14 protein-coding genes are annotated in these 17,656 nt (G+C 57.1%); 11 read left to right on the top strand and 3 right to left on the bottom strand.

Annotated features, from left to right (window positions below):
* Positions 1-10: 10 nt before the first annotated feature.
* From choX to PFH44_RS16810, 6 genes are all read left to right on the top strand, one after another.
* A complete protein-coding gene (choX, locus tag PFH44_RS16785) occupies positions 11-943 on the top strand; it encodes a choline ABC transporter substrate-binding protein (protein WP_283825589.1) in 933 nt (310 codons plus the stop codon).
* On the top strand, positions 940-2,193 hold the full coding sequence (locus tag PFH44_RS16790; protein ID WP_045855057.1) for an anaerobic sulfatase maturase: 1,254 nt from the start codon (positions 940-942) through the stop codon (positions 2,191-2,193). Before choX ends, PFH44_RS16790 begins: the two co-directional genes overlap by 4 nt.
* 405 nt (positions 2,194-2,598) lie before the next feature.
* Positions 2,599-3,477, top strand: coding sequence for a 23S rRNA pseudouridine(2605) synthase RluB (gene rluB / locus PFH44_RS16795; protein WP_041145177.1), 879 nt, complete (start codon positions 2,599-2,601; stop codon positions 3,475-3,477).
* Between the two features lie 174 nt (positions 3,478-3,651).
* Positions 3,652-5,016: an MFS transporter gene (locus PFH44_RS16800; RefSeq protein WP_283825584.1), complete on the top strand. Its 1,365-nt coding sequence runs from the start codon at positions 3,652-3,654 to the stop codon at positions 5,014-5,016.
* Positions 5,017-5,032: 16 nt separating this feature from the next.
* Entirely contained in the window at positions 5,033-7,384 is a 2,352-nt protein-coding gene (locus tag PFH44_RS16805; protein WP_283825585.1) for a beta-glucosidase family protein, read from the top strand.
* Positions 7,385-7,408: 24 nt separating this feature from the next.
* Positions 7,409-8,383: a helix-turn-helix transcriptional regulator gene (locus tag PFH44_RS16810; RefSeq protein WP_283825586.1), complete on the top strand. Its 975-nt coding sequence runs from the start codon at positions 7,409-7,411 to the stop codon at positions 8,381-8,383.
* Here PFH44_RS16810 and cobO read toward each other — a convergent pair.
* Both cobO and PFH44_RS16820 read right to left on the bottom strand, forming a co-directional pair.
* Positions 8,355-8,945, bottom strand: coding sequence for a cob(I)yrinic acid a,c-diamide adenosyltransferase (gene cobO, locus PFH44_RS16815; protein WP_045855061.1), 591 nt, complete (start codon positions 8,943-8,945; stop codon positions 8,355-8,357). The genes PFH44_RS16810 and cobO overlap by 29 nt on opposite strands.
* Positions 8,942-9,703: a YciK family oxidoreductase gene (locus PFH44_RS16820; protein WP_283825590.1), complete on the bottom strand. Its 762-nt coding sequence runs from the start codon at positions 9,701-9,703 to the stop codon at positions 8,942-8,944. The genes cobO and PFH44_RS16820 overlap by 4 nt, the downstream gene beginning before the upstream one ends.
* A gap of 254 nt (positions 9,704-9,957) precedes the next feature.
* Here PFH44_RS16820 and sohB point away from each other — a divergent pair, with 254 nt between their 5' ends.
* Positions 9,958-11,004, top strand: coding sequence for a protease SohB (sohB, locus tag PFH44_RS16825; protein ID WP_045855063.1), 1,047 nt, complete (start codon positions 9,958-9,960; stop codon positions 11,002-11,004).
* A 61-nt stretch (positions 11,005-11,065) separates the two neighbouring features.
* Here the strand turns inward: sohB and PFH44_RS16830 are convergent, their stop codons facing one another.
* Complete coding sequence (locus PFH44_RS16830) at positions 11,066-11,317, bottom strand: YciN family protein (RefSeq protein ID WP_041145184.1); 252 nt, start codon at positions 11,315-11,317, stop codon at positions 11,066-11,068.
* Positions 11,318-11,728: 411 nt separating this feature from the next.
* Here PFH44_RS16830 and topA point away from each other — a divergent pair, with 411 nt between their 5' ends.
* From topA to PFH44_RS16850, 4 genes are all read left to right on the top strand, one after another.
* Positions 11,729-14,326, top strand: coding sequence for a type I DNA topoisomerase (gene topA / locus PFH44_RS16835; protein ID WP_283825587.1), 2,598 nt, complete (start codon positions 11,729-11,731; stop codon positions 14,324-14,326).
* A gap of 324 nt (positions 14,327-14,650) precedes the next feature.
* Positions 14,651-15,625 carry an HTH-type transcriptional regulator CysB gene (cysB, locus tag PFH44_RS16840; protein ID WP_041145186.1) on the top strand — a complete coding sequence of 325 codons (975 nt, stop codon included), beginning with the start codon at positions 14,651-14,653 and terminating at the stop codon, positions 15,623-15,625.
* 244 nt (positions 15,626-15,869) lie between these two features.
* Complete coding sequence (locus tag PFH44_RS16845; RefSeq protein WP_071844914.1) at positions 15,870-16,037, top strand: YmiA family putative membrane protein; 168 nt, start codon at positions 15,870-15,872, stop codon at positions 16,035-16,037.
* Positions 16,038-16,441: 404 nt separating this feature from the next.
* On the top strand, positions 16,442-17,656 hold a 1,215-nt coding region (locus tag PFH44_RS16850), incomplete at its 3' end, for an aconitase family protein (RefSeq protein ID WP_283825588.1).

The following is a 17,656-nucleotide window of genomic DNA, read 5'->3' on the forward strand; positions in this document are numbered from 1 at the left end:
GGGCCCGGAGATGTGTATAAGGGCCGGGCTGGCGGTTGCCGGCTGGTTGCCGCTGAGCGGCTTCGCCGCCGATGACGCGCGCTGCGCGACCGTTACGCAGTCCGATCCGGGCTGGACGGATATTGCGGCGACCAACGCCCTTTCCGGGACGATACTGAACGCGCTGGGCTATCAGCAAAAAGTGCAAAACCTGTCGGTGGCGCTGGCGTTTCAGGGGCTGAAAACCGGCCAGGTCGACGTGTTCCTCGGTAACTGGATGCCCGCGCAGGAACCGGTTATCAGTAAGTTCACCGCCGATGGCGCGATTAAGGTGCTCGGCACGAATCTTCCCGCCGCCCGCTTTACGCTTGCCGTACCGGATTACGTCGCCGCCGCTGGCGTAAAAGATTTCGCCGACCTGCAAAAATTTGCCGATAAGTTCGGCCATAAAATTTACGGCATTGCCCCCGGCGCGCCGGCTAACCTCAGTCTGAAGAAGATGCTTGATGCGCATGATTTCGCTCTGGAAAACTGGACGCTAGTCGAGTCCAGCGAAAGCGGCATGCTGGCGCAGGTGGCGCGCGCGGTGGAGCGTCAGCAGTGGATCGCGTTCCTCGGCTGGGAGCCGCACGCCATGAACACGCGCTTTCGGCTGGTCTACCTCAGCGGCGGCGACCGGTACTTTGGCGCTAACTATGGCAGCGCTACTGTGAATACGGTGACGCGGAAGAATTTTGCCGCTGAATGCCCGAATCTGAATCGCTTTTACAGCCAGCTGACATTTAACGTCGGGCTGGAAAACGCGGTGATCGCCAGGATGCTGGACCAGCAGCAAACGGCGCAGGAGGCGGCGCGAGAAGAGTTAAAACGCCGTCCGGAACTGCTGGATAGCTGGCTGGATGGGGTGACCACGCGCGGCGGCGAACCGGCGAAACCCGCGGTTATTCGCTATCTCGGGCTATGAGTCATCATATCAATCAGTTTCAGCTGATGGCGAAGCCGTCGGGGTCGGTGTGCAATATCGATTGTACCTACTGCTACTATCTGGAAAAGCGGCGGCTCTATCCGCAGCAGCAGGCCCGCTGGAAAATGGACGGCGCGACGCTGGAAAACTACGTACGGAAAAATATCGCCAGCCAGCCGGGGCAAACGGTTCATTTTCACTGGCAGGGCGGCGAGCCGACCCTGCTCGGGATTGACTTTTTCCGCGAGGCGCTGCGGCTACAGGAGCGCTACCGCAGCGGGAAGCGCATCGACAATGTTTTTCAGACCAACGGGATAAAGCTTGATGATGACTGGGCCCGGTTCCTGAAACAGCACGGTTTTCTCGTCGGTCTCTCCCTCGATGGCGATCGCCTCAGCAATGATGCGTATCGCCTGACGCGCGGGGGGAAAAGTACCTTCGACGCCGTTATTCGTGGTCTGGAGGCGCTGAAGCGGCACAATGTGGACTTCAACACCTTGACGGTGGTGAATGCGGAAAACGTCAAACGGCCGCAGGAAATCTACCGTTTCCTTAAGCGTATCGGCAGCCGCTACATGCAGTTTATTCCGCTGGTGGAGCGGCGAGCCGCACAGCCCGATGCCAACGGTCTGACGCTGATTTCTCCTGATTTTTCCGCGCAGTGCCGGGTGACCGAATGGTCGGTGCCGGCCAAAGCGTACGGGCGTTTTCTTAACGTTATCTTTGATAGCTGGGTGCAAAACGATGTGGGAAGCGCGTTCGTGATGAACTTCGAGCAGACGTTGGCAAAAATAGCCGGCAGATCCGGCTCCTGCGTGATGAGCGAAACCTGCGGCGACAATCCGATCGTGGAGTCCAACGGCGATATCTATTCCTGCGATCATTTCGTTTATCCCGAGCATAAGCTGGGCAACATCAACCACAATAGCCTCTCAGCGCTGGTTAACTCGGCGCAGAATATCGCCTTTGCCCAGCGTAAGCGGACCAACATCGGCCGCGAATGCCTTAACTGTTCGTTTCGCCCGGTCTGCAACGGCGGCTGTCCGAAGCACCGCTTCATGCTGTCCGACGATGGACGACCCAATAAGAATTACTTCTGCGACGGCTACATGCTGCATCTGCGCCACGTTTTACCGATTATGCAGACGCTGTTGACATTGATGCAGCAGGGGCTCGCGCCGGAGAGGATCGGGAAAGCCCTCGCGCAGCATTATTACCGGCAGAGCGGGGGCGCTGGGGGCGGCGACTGAGCGCCGCAGTCTCCGGAGGGGGAGAGCACCGTGCTTGCGATCGCGTGGCTCGGCGAACGGCAACTACGGGCGGCAGGCTTCCGACATTTTATTGCTGCATAGCGCAGGATTTCGCGCCGGGAGAGGGATAAATGACCGCGGCTGGTTCATAATCAATGCAGCCCACCTCCGGGCGTCGCTGCCAGAGCGCGGCGAATATAACCTGAAGAAGCATTCATTTTGAAGTTAGTGTAATATGTGCGACCACGTTTGCAGGCGTGTCTCAGTCGTGACGGTTACCAGACTCCGGCTGCGGTACCTCTTCGGGACAAAAGTATTTACCTAACAACAGGTCATGGCTTTATTAACTTGTTGTTTCATAAAGTATATCAGACGCCTGGGAAGGCGACACCTTAAGGAAGCTCAATGAGCGAGAAACTACAGAAAGTGCTGGCCCGCGCCGGCCACGGCTCCCGCCGTGAAATTGAGTCTAAAATCGAAGCTGGCCGCGTCAGCGTCGATGGCAAAATCGCCACCCTCGGCGATCGCGTAGAAATTGTTCCTGGTTTAAAAATTCGTATCGATGGTCACCTGATTTCGGTGAAAGAGTCCGCTGAGCAAATTTGCCGCGTTCTGGCCTACTACAAGCCGGAAGGCGAACTCTGCACCCGCAACGATCCGGAAGGCCGTCCGACGGTCTTCGACCGCTTGCCGAAGCTGCGCGGCGCGCGCTGGATTGCGGTCGGTCGTCTGGATGTGAACACCTGCGGTCTGCTGCTGTTCACCACCGATGGCGAACTGGCGAACCGACTGATGCACCCGAGCCGCGAAGTTGAGCGTGAATATGCCGTTCGCGTGTTCGGTCAGGTCGATGAAGACAAGCTGCGCCAGCTGTCCCGCGGCGTGCAGCTGGAAGATGGCCCTGCGGCCTTCAAAACCATCAAATTCACCGGCGGCGAAGGCATTAACCAGTGGTATAACGTCACCCTGACGGAAGGACGTAACCGCGAGGTTCGTCGCCTGTGGGAAGCGGTTGGCGTTCAGGTTAGCCGCCTGATCCGCGTGCGCTACGGCGACATTCTGCTGCCGAAAGGCCTGCCTCGCGGCGGCTATACCGAGCTGGACCTGGCGCAGACTAACTACCTGCGCGAGCTGGTGGAGCTGCCGGCAGAAACCACTTCAAAAGTGGCGGTAGAGAAAGATCGCCGCCGCGTGAAGGCGAACCAGATCCGCCGCGCGGTTAAACGTCATAGCCAGGTGGGTAGCAGCAATAACCGCCGCTCTGCGGGTCGTGGCAAAGATTGATGTTGTCGCGTCCGGCGGCTCCCGCCGGACGCCTATTTTTCCTGCCTGATGTGACTCCTTTCACACTTCCGTATAAAGACAAAAAACAGGAAATACCCGGACAAATAACGCAAAGTGAAGCGGCGGCGAACGCCATATACTGGCAACACTGATTACAAAAACAGGTAGCCAAAAATGGATACAGCAGGAAAACTATCGGCCAGCTACGTGGTTATCGGAGTTAAAGAGAAAATAGGCTACGGCTTCGGCGACTTTGCTTCTAATTTATCATTCGGTTTCGTTTCGCTGTTTTTACTCTTCTTCTATACCAATATTTATGGCATTAGCGCGGTACAGGCCAGTCTGATATTTGTTATTGCCCGAGTCATTGATGCTATTTTTAATATCCTGATTGGTTTGGCGATTGATAAAACGCACAGCCGCTACGGGAAGCTGCGTCCCTGGTTATTATACGGTTCAATTCCGCTGGGCTTTCTGACGGTGCTGTGCTTCGTACCGTTTGGCGGCGAGGCGAAATTCTACTTTGCCTTAATCTCTTATACGATATATTGCCTGGCGTATACGGCGGTCAATACGCCATATTCGGCACTGACCAACCGCCTGACGCAGCATGAAGCTTCGCGTTCGTCGTTGTCGGTATATCGCTTCGTATTGGCGATCGTCGGTTATTTAATTGTTTCGACGACCGCCGACCTGCTGATTTCGCCGTTTACGGATAAACAGGCGGGCTATGTTTTCGCGGTTTCGTGCTTTGCGCTGCTGGCCACCTTTCTGTTCCTCGCCTGTTTTGGCATGACCAAAGAGCGGGTGGGTGAAGAGGAGGATCAGGTGCCTGCGCCGACGCTGCGCGAGATGCTGCGTGCGGTGACGAGCAATACGCCGCTGCTTAACCTGTCGCTGTTTACGGTGTTCTTCTATATTGCCTATACCGTCTGGATGGCGATAGCGATCTACTTTATTAAATATATTATTGGCAGCGAAGGCTATACCGCGACCTTCTTTTTGATTCAGTCAGCTGCGTATATTGTCGGTACGGTTATTTCTGAAAAAATTATTGCCCTGATGGGTAAAAAGAGAATGACGCTGATTGCTCTGGGGATTGGTATCCTGGGGGTGATGATGCAGTACTTTGTGGCTGGAAATAACCTGTGGCTGATTATGACCGGCGTGTGCCTGTATAGCATTACGCTGGGGATGGGCTTTGTGGCGATGTGGTCGATGATTGCCGACACCGTAGAATATGCCGAATGGCATCACGGCGTGCGCAGTGAAGGCGCGATCTACGGCTTCTTTAATTTCATCACTAAAATCGCGATGGCGATCGGCGGCGGCTGCGCGGGGTGGATGCTGGACTATTATCATTATGACGCAGGCAATATCACGGCGAGCGCGATTAACGGGATTAATATTTTGATGACATTATTCCCCGGCGCCATGTTTGCCCTCAGCGCCATATTTGTGGCGTGCTATTCGCTGGATGAAAAAACCTATCGCGATATTGTCCATAAAATTAGCCTGCGCAAGCAGAATGCGCTGTAACCTCAGGGAGCCAGAGATGAAGAGTGAATTTAATACCGTGATTGCGGCCATGACGGCAGAGGAAAAAGTGGCGCTGCTGACCGGCAGCGGCCTGTGGCGCACGGCATCGCTGCCGCAGCATGGCATCAACGATATCGTGATGACCGACGGAACCTACGGCGTGCGCTACAGCAGCGCACAAATCGACGGTAGCGAAAAGTGGAGCATGGATGACTTTATTTCGGTCATCAGCCAAACCGCTGACCAGGTCAGCGCGGAGGAGCCGGCGGCAAAAGGCGGCAGCGAAGCGCTGTTCAGCGCCTCGCTGCCGGCAACCTGCTTTCCCAACGGCTCCAGCTTAGCCTGTAGCTGGGACGTGGAGCTGGTCTATCAGATGGGCCAGGCGCTGGGCCGCGAATGTCAGCAGATGGGGGTCGGGATCCTGCTGGGGCCCGGCATCAATATCCGCCGCACGCCGCTCGCCGGCAGAGGCTATGAATACTATGCCGAAGATCCGGTTGTCTCCGGCGATATTGCCGCGGCGCTGATCAACGGCCTGCAGCACGAAGGAGTCGGCGCCAGCCTCAAGCATTTTGCCGCCAATAATTCTGAATATCGCCGCACCGAAATGGATTCGATAATCGAAGAGCGGGCGCTGCGTGAAATCTACCTCGCCGGATTCCAGCGGGCGATAGCGAAATCGCAGCCGTGGACGGTGATGTCCTCCTACAACCGCCTCAACGGCGTACAGACTTCGCAGGATCCCTTTTTACTGACCCAGGTACTGCGGGATGAGTGGGGATACGACGGGCTGGTGATGTCCGACTGGTACGGCATCAAGGACCGCCCGGCGTCGCTGCTGGCGGGCAACGATCTGGCGATGCCGGAAACCCGTCGCGACAAGCGGACGCTGCTGGCGGCGATCGAGTCCGGAGAGGTGCCTCAGGCGGTAGTCGACCGCGCCTGCCGGAGAATGCTGGCGATGCTGGAAAAGGTGCAGCGCCACCGTCGCCCGGAGACCCGGGCCGACTTCACGGCCCATCACCAGCTGGCGCAGCAGCTGGCCGGGGAGTCAATCGTTCTGCTGAAAAATGAAGATAACCTCCTGCCGCTGACCCCGGAGCGCAGCCGGCGGATTGCGGTATTGGGCAAGCCGGCGCAGGAGCCGGTGATTCAGGGATCGGGCTGCGCCACCACGGTACCCTATTTGCTGGATCGTCCGCTGGACGAGATCTTCGATCTGGCGGGCGACGACTTTACCGTCACCTGGGCGGTTGGCGCTCCGGACGACGAGCGCTGCGATGAGCAGGCGCTGGCCCAGGCGCGAGCGGTGGCGCAGGAGGCGGACGTGGCGGTTATCTTCGTCAGTACCGCGGTGGGTGAGGATGGCGAAAACGGCGACCGTCATGATTTAAACATCCTGGCGGTACACGAACGGCTGATCCGCGAGGTGGCGGCGGTGCAGCCCAACGTGGTGGTGGTGCTGGCCAATAGCGATGCGGTGGTGATGCCGTGGTTGGCGGAGTGTAAAGCGCTGCTGGAAACCTTCTTCGCCGGGCAGGGCATGGGCCGGGCGGTAGCGGAAATTCTCTTCGGCCAGCGTAACCCCTGCGGTAAACTGACGGTGACGGTGCCGAATACGCTGGAAGAGACGCCGGCGTGGCTCAACTACCCGGGAGAAAACCTGCGCCACCATTACGGCGAAGGGCTGTTTGTCGGCTATCGCTACTATGACAAACGCCGGATGACGCCGCTGTTCCCGTTTGGCTTTGGCCTGAGCTACAGCCGGTTTACCTACGGCCAGCCCGAGCTTTCCGCCTCTCGCGTCGGGCCTGACGAGACGCTGACCGTCTCGTTTACCCTGAGCAACGACGGCGATCGGGCGGGAAAAGAGATCGCGCAGCTGTACGTCAGCGCGCCGGACGGCGAGCTGATCCGCGAGGATCGGGCGCTGAAGGCGTTCTGTAAAGTGGCCCTTGCGCCCGGCGAGAGCCGTCGCGTCAGTATGCAGCTGCGGATTGCCGACCTGGCCTGCTATCACCCCGGACTTTCGGACTGGGTTATCACTCCTGGCCTCTGGCAGGTGCGGATTGGTGGCTCTTCGCGCGATCTGCCCCTCGTCGCCGACGTCGAAGTGGCCACTACGCCGCGCTACGTGCCGCTGCGGGATGACAATTCGCTGCAGCAGCTGATCCAGCAGCCCGAGGCGCTTGACCGGGTGGTTGCCCTGATTGCGCGCAAGAGCCAGCTGCCGCCGGCGCAGATCCGCGAGCGGCTGATCCAGCTGGCGCCGGATCTCTTCTGCGGCCTGCTGATCGCCCTGACGGAGTTTTTGGCGCTTGATATCGACAGCGATGAGCTGAATCGCGTCCTTGCCGGGCGCGAATAATCGTCCGACTACAGGAGATGGCGCATGTTTCCCTTTTCAGTCACTCACCCCCGTTCGGCGACGGAAGCCGGGCGGCATACGGTGAACAGCGGCTACGAGCTGATTGCTTTTGATGCCGAGAAGCTGAACGCGTTTGCCGCCGAGGTACGCTACTGCGAACCGCACTGGCACCCGGCGCCGGAGCTGATAACCGTGCTGACGGGACGCTTCTCTATCGTTGTCGGCCAGCAGAGCGTGGAGCTGGCTCAGGGAGACATGCTGTACATCAACGCCGAGGCGGTGCATTCGCTATGCGCGGAGGAGGCCGGCAGCCAGCTGGTGACCGTACAGTTTTCACCAGGCCTGTTCGATGAGCTGCATCCCGCGCCGGTGCTGAGCTGGTGCACCGCCGGGCGCGGCGACAGCGAGGCCGATGGCGTCGTGCGTCAACGGCTGCTGAGCTTGCTCAGCCAGCTGATTGACAACCGCGCCCCGTTTCAACGCATCGCGACTATCTATCTCCTGCTCGATGCGCTAACGCTGGCGGGAGACGCGGTGCCGCAGGCGGAAAGCTCCCTGCGCGAAGAGGCGATGATAAAGAAAGGCATCGACTTTATTAACCAGCATTTTGACCAGCCGCTGACCCTCAGCGAGGTAGCGAGCCGCAGCGGAATGAGCTATTCGTGGTTTTCGCGGCTGTTTAAGAAGGTGAGCCGGCACAACTTCAAGGAGTATCTGACGCTGGTGCGGCTGAATAAGGCGAAGACGCTGCTGCGCGATACCCGCACGCCGATCACCGAAATTAGCCATAGCTGCGGCTTTCAGGAGCATAAGTACCTGATTGCCGCCTTCAAAAAATACTGCGAGCTGACGCCGACAGAATACCGTAAGCGCTTTATCTCCCGACAAAACAGCCTCGAAAGCGTGCTGGCTCAGGGCGAGGATTGCCTGTGCCTGGCGCTAAACGACGCGCTGCTGGAGAGGCTGGTTCTTAGTAGTCAATGCCCATCTGCGCCTTAATACCGGCGTCAAAGGCGTGCTTAACCGGGCGTAATTCGCTGACGGTATCGGCAAGCTCCACGATGTCGCGATGGCAGCCGCGGCCGGTGATAATCACCGTTTGCCGGGCTGGACGACGGCGCAGCGCGCTCAGCACCTCTTCAAGCGGCAGATAGTCATAGGCCACCATATAGGTCAGCTCGTCGAGCAGAACCATGTCGAGACTCTCGTCTGACAGCATGCGCAGAGCGTGCTGCCACACGGCGAGACAGGCGGCGGTATCGCTTTCGCGATCCTGGGTATTCCAGGTGAAGCCGGTCGCCATTACCTGAAATTCGACGCCGTGCGGCTCCAGCAGGTTGCGTTCGCCGTTCGGCCAGGTGCCCTTAATAAACTGGATCACGCCGGCCTTTTGGCCGTGCCCGATGGCGCGGGTAACGGTACCAAAACCGGCGGTGGTTTTACCTTTGCCGTTGCCGGTAAAGACGATAACAATGCCGCGTTCTTCCTGAGCTGCCTCGATTCGGGCGTCGACCTTCTCTTTTACCCGCTGCTGGCGTTCGCGGTGGCGTTCTTCACTCATTGTGCAATTCCTGGTTTGCGCCCCGGTTGGGCATCGAAGGTCATTCCCGTTTTGCGACGGCTATCGTCGCCCATCAGCCATAAATAAACCGGCATGATATCGGCGGGGGTCTTAAGCTTCTGTGGATCTTCCGTCGGGAAGGCGCTGGCGCGCATTTGCGTACGCGTGCCGCCCGGATTGATGCAGTTAACCCGCAGGTGGCGGCTCTGGTACTCCTCCGCCAGCACCTGCATCATCCCTTCGGTGGCAAATTTCGACGCCGCGTAGGCGCCCCAGTTGGCGCGACCCTGACGGCCTACGCTTGATGAGGTGAAAACCAGCGAACCGGACTCGGACTTGAGTAATAAAGGAAGCAGCGCCTGGGTCAGCATAAAGGTACCGTTGACGTTGACCTGCATAACCTGCTGCCAGACTTCCGGCTTCTGCTCGTCCATCGGGCAGACGTCGCCGAGCAGACCGGCGTTGTGTAATACGCCGTCGAGGCGCGGGTAGTGGACGCTTATCTGCTGTGCCAGCTGCTGGCACTCCTGCGGGGTGCAGGTGAGCAGATCGAGCGTAAACCAGGGTGCCGGGATCCCGCCGTTCTGCTCAATTTCCTGCGCCACGCGGCGCAGCTTCTCTTCGTTACGGCCGAGCAGGATAACGCTGGCGCTGTAGCGGGAGTAGGTCAGCGCGGCTTCGCGGCCGATCCCGTCGCTGGCGCCGGTCACCAGGATGATGCGATCTTTCAATAAATGATTCTGCGGCTGATAGTGCACGGTGACTCCTTGGGTGACCTGCTGACGGGTCACGCTTTCTCTTGGTCGTTCACTTTTGCGTTTTATGCCTGAAACGACCGGGTAATGCAATCGGCGAAGCGGAAACTCTTTGCGGAATTAATATCTTGCAACGATTTCATCGTCGCTGAAAAAAACAAGAAGGCGGCTCGCACAGGACACAAAGCGCAGAGACTTCCCGGCAAAGGCTGATGTACACTGTGCTTCAACGTCAGTGGTTTACACAAGGTGAAAACGTGGAATTACTTGCTCAATATGGCTTATTTTTGGCCAAAATCGCGACTGTTGTCGTCGCTATTGCGGTTATCGCCGCAATTATCGTTAACCTCGCTCAGCGTAAGAAACAGCGCGGGGAGCTGCGGGTCACCAACCTTAGCGAGCAGTATAAAGAGATGCGGGAGGAGCTCGCGGTAGCGCTGCTCGACGGCCCGCAGCAGAAGCTTTGGCATAAAGCGCAAAAGAAAAAGCTCAAGCAGGAAGCCAGGGCCGCGAAGGCGCGGGCGAAGCTCGGTTCGACGGAGCCAGGCGGCAAACCGCGCGCCTGGGTGCTCGACTTTAAAGGCAGCATGGACGCCCACGAGGTGAGCAGCCTGCGCGAAGAGATCACCGCCGTGCTGGCAACGGCGAAAGCGCGCGATCAGGTCATTATCCGCCTGGAAAGCCCCGGCGGCGTGGTGCACGGCTACGGCCTGGCCGCCTCGCAGCTGCAGCGCCTTCGCGACAAGCAAATTCCGCTGACGGTGGCGGTAGACAAAGTTGCCGCCAGCGGCGGCTACATGATGGCCTGCGTGGCCAATAAAATCGTCTCGGCGCCGTTTGCCATTCTCGGCTCCATCGGCGTGGTCGCGCAGATCCCAAACATTAATCGTTTCCTTAAGAACAAGGATATCGATATTGAGCTGCATACCGCCGGGCAGTACAAGCGCACCCTGACGATGCTCGGTGAAAACACAGACGAAGGGCGGCGTAAGTTCCGGGAAGATCTGAACGATACCCATCAGCTGTTTAAAGATTTCGTCCACAAAATGCGGCCGACGCTGGATATTGAGCAGGTGGCGACAGGCGAGCACTGGTACGGCGTTCAGGCGCTGGAGAAAGGGCTGGTCGATGCCGTAGAAACCAGCGATGAGCTGCTGCTGGGGCTGATCGACAGCCACGATGTGATTAGCGTGCGCTATCAGCAGAGGAAAAAGATGTTTGACCGCTTCACCGGCAGCGCCGCTGAAAGCGCCGATCGTCTGCTGCTGCGCTGGTGGCAGCGGGGACAAAAACCGCTGATGTAGGAAAAATAACGCGAGGCCCTGGCCTCGCGTTATCGTTTAGCGCCCTGCAAAACGCCAGGGCTTAATCGACCAGATGATATTTTTCAGACAGCGCGTGCGCCAGGTATTTAAACATGTTAAATACCGCCGTGCTCTTCGCCGTAGGCAGACCCTGCTCGTCAAGATAAAACTCGCCGCTAAATACCAGAATACCGTTGCGCTGAACGACGTCGGTAGCTTCGATCCCGGCTAGCGTATCTTCATGTTCGCGAATAAGTTTATTGGCTTTTTCAAGCAGCGTCTGGCGATCGATGGGTTGGGTTGTACCTTGCATTACGGCCTCCTGTGATTCTTCGCGCAATAGTCTACGCCGCGCGGCGGGCAGGGGCAAATTTTCCATTTATTCTGCAGGGGTACTGACAACGGCCTAAGAAACATGACTTTACTGGCAGGATTCGTTTTTGCATGCTAATAAAGTTGCGTAACGAATTTTATCAGGTACAGTGTGACGCTTTCAGCGATCTGGCAGCAGATTTGCTTGACATTCGGCCAAAAATTATTCGTGCTATGTCGCCTGGCTAGACAAAGTCAGTAAACCCGGCTATCTGGTTTTATGGACGTGAGGCCGGACGTGCAGAGGGTTGATATCCTTCGACGACGACGCAACATATGACGGACGTCGCCAGCGGATGGTGAATCAATGTGCGATGTATTCCTGGATGAATCAAATTAGGTAAAGGTGAATATGGGTAAAGCTCTCGTTATCGTTGAGTCCCCGGCAAAAGCCAAAACGATCAATAAGTATCTGGGTAATGACTACGTGGTTAAGTCCAGCGTCGGTCATATCCGCGACTTGCCGACCAGTGGCTCAGCTTCCAAAAAGAGCGCCGACTCTACCGCCACCAAAGGGGCCAAAAAGCCTAAAAAGGACGAACGTAGCGCTCTGGTCAATCGCATGGGCGTCGACCCGTGGCATGACTGGGATGCGCACTATGAAGTACTCCCGGGTAAAGAAAAGGTAGTTTCAGAACTCAAGCAGTTGGCTGAAAAAGCCGACCACATCTATCTCGCAACTGACCTTGACCGCGAAGGGGAAGCCATTGCATGGCACCTGCGGGAAGTTATCGGTGGTGATGAAAAACGCTACAGCCGCGTTGTATTTAACGAAATTACTAAAAACGCGATCCGTCAGGCTTTTGACAAGCCGGGCGAACTGAACATCGATCGCGTTAATGCCCAGCAGGCGCGCCGTTTTATGGACCGCGTAGTGGGCTACATGGTCTCCCCGCTGCTGTGGAAAAAAATAGCGCGCGGCCTCTCCGCGGGCCGCGTTCAGTCCGTTGCCGTCCGCCTGGTGGTCGAACGTGAACGCGAAATTAAAGCCTTCGTCCCGGAAGAGTTCTGGGAGATTGACGCCAGCACCACGACGCCTGGCGGAGACGCTTTAGCGCTGCAGGTCACGCACAAGAACGACAAGCCGTTCCGTCCGGTTAACCGCGATGAGACCATGTCTGCCGTCGCGCTGCTGGAGAAATCCGGCTACAGCGTGCTGGAACGCGAAGATAAGCCGACCAGCAGCAAGCCGGGCGCGCCGTTCATCACCTCAACCCTGCAGCAGGCGGCCAGCACGCGTCTGGGCTTCGGGGTGAAGAAAACCATGATGATGGCGCAGCGTCTGTATGAGGCCGGCTACATCACCTATATGCGTACCGACTCCACCAACCTGAGTCAGGATGCGCTGAGCATGGTGCGCGGCTACATCGGCGATAACTTTGGCAAAAAGTATCTACCGGAGAGCGCCAACCAGTACGCCAGCAAGGAAAACTCGCAGGAAGCGCACGAAGCGATTCGTCCTTCCGATGTCAACGTGATGGCGGAAGATTTAAAAGGCATGGAGTCTGATGCGCTGAAGCTCTATCAGCTGATCTGGCGCCAGTTTGTCGCCTGTCAGATGACGCCAGCGCAGTACGACTCGACCACCCTGACGGTAAAAGCCGGCGACTTTAAGCTCAAGGCGCGCGGCCGTACGCTGCGCTTTGACGGCTGGACGAAAGTCATGCCAGCGCTGCGCAAGGGCGATGAAGACCGCGTCCTGCCGGTGGTTAATCAGGGCGACAGCTTAAGCCTGGTTGAACTTTGCCCGGCGCAGCACTTTACCAAACCGCCTGCGCGCTTTAGCGAAGCATCGCTGGTTAAAGAGCTGGAAAAACGCGGTATTGGCCGTCCGTCAACCTATGCGTCGATCATTTCGACTATTCAGGATCGCGGCTACGTTCGGGTTGAAAACCGTCGCTTCTATGCGGAAAAAATGGGTGAGATCGTCACCGATCGTCTGGAAGAGAACTTCCGCGATCTGATGAACTACGACTTTACCGCGCAGATGGAAGACCGTCTCGACCAGGTGGCGAATCATCAGGCCGAGTGGCGGCAGGTGCTGGATCACTTCTTCGGCGACTTTACCGCTCAGCTGGAAACGGCGGAGAAGGATCCGGAAGAGGGCGGCATGCAGCCTAACCCGATGGTGCTGACCAGCATCGACTGTCCGACCTGCGGGCGTGAGATGGGCATTCGTACCGCCAGCACCGGGGTGTTCCTCGGCTGCTCCGGCTACGCGCTGCCGCCGAAAGAGCGCTGCAAAACCACCATTAACCTGGTGCCGGAAAACGAAGTGCTTAACGTGCTGGAAGGCGACGATGCCGAAACCAACGCGCTGCGCGCCAAGCGTCGCTGCCAGAAGTGCGGCACGGCGATGGACAGCTACCTCATCGATCCTAAGCGTAAGCTGCATGTCTGCGGTAACAACCCGACCTGCGACGGCTATGAGATTGAAGAGGGCGAGTTCCGCATTAAGGGCTACGATGGCCCGATAGTTGAGTGTGAGAAATGCGGTTCTGAGATGCACCTGAAGATGGGGCGTTTCGGTAAGTACATGGCCTGCACCAACGACGACTGTAAGAATACGCGCAAAATTCTGCGTAACGGGGAAGTGGCGCCGCCGAAGGAAGATCCGGTTCCGCTGCCGGAGCTGCCGTGCGAGAAATCGGACGCCTGGTTTGTTCTGCGTGACGGTGCAGCCGGCGTGTTCCTCGCGGCAAACACCTTCCCGAAATCCCGCGAAACTCGCGCGCCGCTGGTTGAGGAGCTGCACCGCTTCCGTGACCGCCTCGCCGAGAAGCTGCGTTATCTTGCCGATGCGCCGCAGCAGGATCCGGAAGGCAATAAAACGCTGGTGCGTTTTAGCCGTAAAACCAGGCAGCAGTACGTTGCGTCGGAAAAAGATGGCAAAGCCACCGGTTGGTCAGCCTTCTACATCGACGGCAAGTGGACTGAAGCGAAAAAGTAAGCGCCTTACCCCGCAAAAGGGCCGCACTGCGGCCCTTTTCTTTTCCCGTTGATTGCTGAAATCCTTGAAGTTTTGCCGCATTTATTCGGGCTTATAACCGCCTTATTATTTTCCGTTAGCGTCTATACACTGTAGATATAAGTGATATAGTGGTTATAGTTAATCCCTTTTTTATTATTAAATCGTCTTACTACATTCTCGTTTCAGGACGCTTTGTGGCGCCAGCGCGGCGAACCGCAGCGGCGTGCAGCCTCTCTGCCGGCAGGCGGCCTGAACGGCAACTGTATCAAGCGAATTCATTTTACGCGTTAACGGATATCAGCCATGAAACTACAGCAACTCCGCTACATCGTTGAGGTTGTTAACCATAATCTAAATGTCTCCTCTACCGCCGAAGGCCTGTATACCTCGCAGCCCGGCATCAGCAAGCAGGTCCGCATGCTGGAGGATGAGCTGGGTATTCAGATTTTTGCCCGCAGCGGCAAGCATTTAACTCAGGTGACGCCTGCCGGTCAGGAGATTATCCGCATTGCCCGCGAAGTGCTGTCGAAGGTTGACGCCATCAAGTCAGTGGCGGGCGAGCACACGTGGCCCGATAAGGGATCGCTGTACGTAGCGACCACTCATACCCAGGCGCGCTACGCGCTGCCTGGCGTGATTAAGGGCTTTATCGAACGCTACCCGCGCGTCTCGTTGCATATGCATCAGGGGTCGCCGACGCAGATCGCCGAAGCGGTCTCGAAGGGGAATGCCGATTTTGCTATCGCGACCGAGGCGCTGCATCTCTACGATGACCTGGTGATGCTGCCGTGCTACCACTGGAACCGTTCGATTGTCGTGACCCCTGAGCATCCGCTCGCCTCCAGAGGCTCGGTAACGATTGAAGAGCTGGCCCAGTATCCGCTGGTTACCTACACCTTTGGCTTCACCGGACGCTCCGAGCTTGATACCGCGTTCAACCGCGCCGGCCTGACGCCGCGCATCGTGTTTACCGCTACCGATGCCGATGTCATCAAAACCTACGTTCGCCTCGGGCTCGGCGTTGGGGTTATTGCGAGCATGGCGGTCGATCCGGTGTCCGACCCGGACCTGGTGAAGCTCAACGCCAACGGTATTTTCAGCCACAGCACCACGAAAATAGGCTTCCGTCGCAGCACCTTCCTGCGCAGCTATATGTATGATTTTATTCAACGTTTTGCGCCGCACCTGACGCGCGACGTGGTGGATACGGCGGTGGCTTTACGCTCGAATGAAGATATTGAGGCGATGTTTAAGGATATTAAACTGCCTGAGAAATGATTTGGCTAAATATTCGGCATCCCATCCCCGGGATGCCAATACCTATAATGGACCGTATTTAACATTGTAAACCTCGTATAACTCACAAATTTCATTATTCCTGTTAACACGGTTGCAATTATACCTACCTCGATCAAATTAACGGTTAAAGATAATAATTCTGGGCAAAATTCACTGGATTAATAGAGTGTCCGTAATTAATATTTAACTGTACCTGATAATTTCAACGATTGGTGGTGAAGATATGATAAGTGATATCGATTATATGAAGTTGGCGATGTCACAGGCCGGTGACAAGACGGAAGTGGATCCTGTGTTGAGAAGTCGTGCCTGGGGCGCTGTGTTCATCGGGCTTGCTATGTTCTGGAGTATCGTTGCACTAGTCATCTGTAACGTCTGGATCGTGAGCTAAGCGACACTTTTTCGTCTCGCTGAAAATGTCACTTTTATGACAGTAAGAACCTCGGTGTTTATTCCAGTTTAATAAACCAACGGCATTAAGGAGGATATATTTCGCCACGATGGTTTTTAATCAACAATCCATTCCTTTGAACTAATCGTCACTGAACCGGCGATTAGTTCTTTTTCGCATTTCGCTACTTAGTACTCCTTCAGCTAATAATAATATCCCTCCCGAGCTCGCCTCTTTATAACCACAAAATTCCTGCTGTCTATTTTGGTGCAATATCTTTGATGCGGTTTTATCGATTTTAGCAATTCGGGTTGTTATCAAAGTGTTATGCCTGGGATGTGTTATCTTTAATATAAACCCTGAGGAGCATCAGGGTATGCCATCCCTGAGATAAAGGAGGAGCTATGTCGTCAACCCTACGAGAAGCCAGTAAGGACGCGCTACAGGTCAATGATAAAACCTACCATTACTACAGCCTCCCGCTGGCCGCTAAAGAACTGGGCGATCTGACCCGGTTACCGAAGTCGCTTAAAGTATTGCTGGAAAACCTGCTGCGCTGGCAGGACGGCGACTCGGTCACCGCAGAGGATATCCACGCCCTGGCCGCCTGGCTCAAGCAGGCCCATGCGGACCGGGAGATTGCCTATCGCCCGGCGCGTGTCCTGATGCAGGACTTCACCGGCGTGCCGGCGGTGGTGGACCTGGCCGCCATGCGCGAAGCGGTAAAACGCCTGGGAGGCGATACCGCTAAGGTTAACCCGCTTTCCCCCGTCGACCTGGTGATTGACCACTCGGTGACGGTAGACCGCTTCGGTAACGATGACGCCTTTGAGGAGAACGTCCGCCTGGAGATGGAGCGTAACCACGAGCGCTACGCGTTCCTGCGCTGGGGGCAGCAGGCGTTCAGCCGCTTTAGCGTAGTGCCGCCGGGTACCGGCATTTGCCACCAGGTCAACCTCGAGTATCTCGGCAAGGCCGTGTGGAGCGAAGAGCATAGCGGCGAATGGTTTGCCTGGCCCGATACCCTGGTCGGCACCGACTCGCATACCACCATGATTAACGGCCTCGGGGTGCTCGGCTGGGGCGTCGGCGGCATCGAGGCCGAAGCGGCAATGTTAGGCCAGCCGGTATCAATGCTGATCCCTGACGTCGTAGGCTTTAAGCTGACCGGTAAATTAAGCGAAGGGATCACCGCGACGGACCTGGTGCTCACCGTCACCCAGATGCTGCGCCAGCACGGCGTGGTGGGTAAGTTTGTCGAATTTTACGGCGACGGCCTGGATTCGCTGCCGCTGGCGGACAGGGCAACCATCGCCAACATGGCGCCGGAGTACGGTGCAACCTGCGGCTTCTTCCCGATCGATGCGGTGACCCTCAGCTATATGCGCCTGAGCGGCCGCAGTGAAGAGCAGGTGGCGCTAGTGGAAGCCTATGCCAAAGCGCAGGGAATGTGGCGCATGACCGGCGATGAGCCGGTATTTACCAGCACCCTGGCGCTGGACATGGGCTCGGTAGAAGCAAGCCTTGCCGGACCGAAGCGCCCGCAGGACCGCGTCGCGCTGGGTGATGTGCCAAAAGCGTTTGCGGCCAGCACCGAGCTGGAGGGCAACCACGCGCAG

The sequence above is a fragment of the Klebsiella sp. Ech2A genome (assembly GCF_030078455.1).
GTDB classification, from domain to species: Bacteria; Pseudomonadota; Gammaproteobacteria; order Enterobacterales; family Enterobacteriaceae; genus Klebsiella; species Klebsiella terrigena.

Bases quoted from the DNA above. Each gene is read 5' to 3' on its own strand.
- choX (WP_283825589.1), top strand. From the start codon at position 11: ATGTGTATAAGGGCCGGGCTGGCGGTTGCCGGCTGGTTGCCGCTGAGC.
- PFH44_RS16790 (WP_045855057.1), top strand. From the start codon at position 940: ATGAGTCATCATATCAATCAGTTTCAGCTGATGGCGAAGCCGTCGGGG.
- rluB (WP_041145177.1), top strand. From the start codon at position 2,599: ATGAGCGAGAAACTACAGAAAGTGCTGGCCCGCGCCGGCCACGGCTCC.
- PFH44_RS16800 (WP_283825584.1), top strand. From the start codon at position 3,652: ATGGATACAGCAGGAAAACTATCGGCCAGCTACGTGGTTATCGGAGTT.
- PFH44_RS16805 (WP_283825585.1), top strand. From the start codon at position 5,033: ATGAAGAGTGAATTTAATACCGTGATTGCGGCCATGACGGCAGAGGAA.
- PFH44_RS16810 (WP_283825586.1), top strand. From the start codon at position 7,409: ATGTTTCCCTTTTCAGTCACTCACCCCCGTTCGGCGACGGAAGCCGGG.
- cobO (WP_045855061.1), bottom strand. From the start codon at position 8,945: ATGAGTGAAGAACGCCACCGCGAACGCCAGCAGCGGGTAAAAGAGAAG.
- PFH44_RS16830 (WP_041145184.1), bottom strand. From the start codon at position 11,317: ATGCAAGGTACAACCCAACCCATCGATCGCCAGACGCTGCTTGAAAAA.
- topA (WP_283825587.1), top strand. From the start codon at position 11,729: ATGGGTAAAGCTCTCGTTATCGTTGAGTCCCCGGCAAAAGCCAAAACG.
- cysB (WP_041145186.1), top strand. From the start codon at position 14,651: ATGAAACTACAGCAACTCCGCTACATCGTTGAGGTTGTTAACCATAAT.
- PFH44_RS16845 (WP_071844914.1), top strand. From the start codon at position 15,870: ATGATAAGTGATATCGATTATATGAAGTTGGCGATGTCACAGGCCGGT.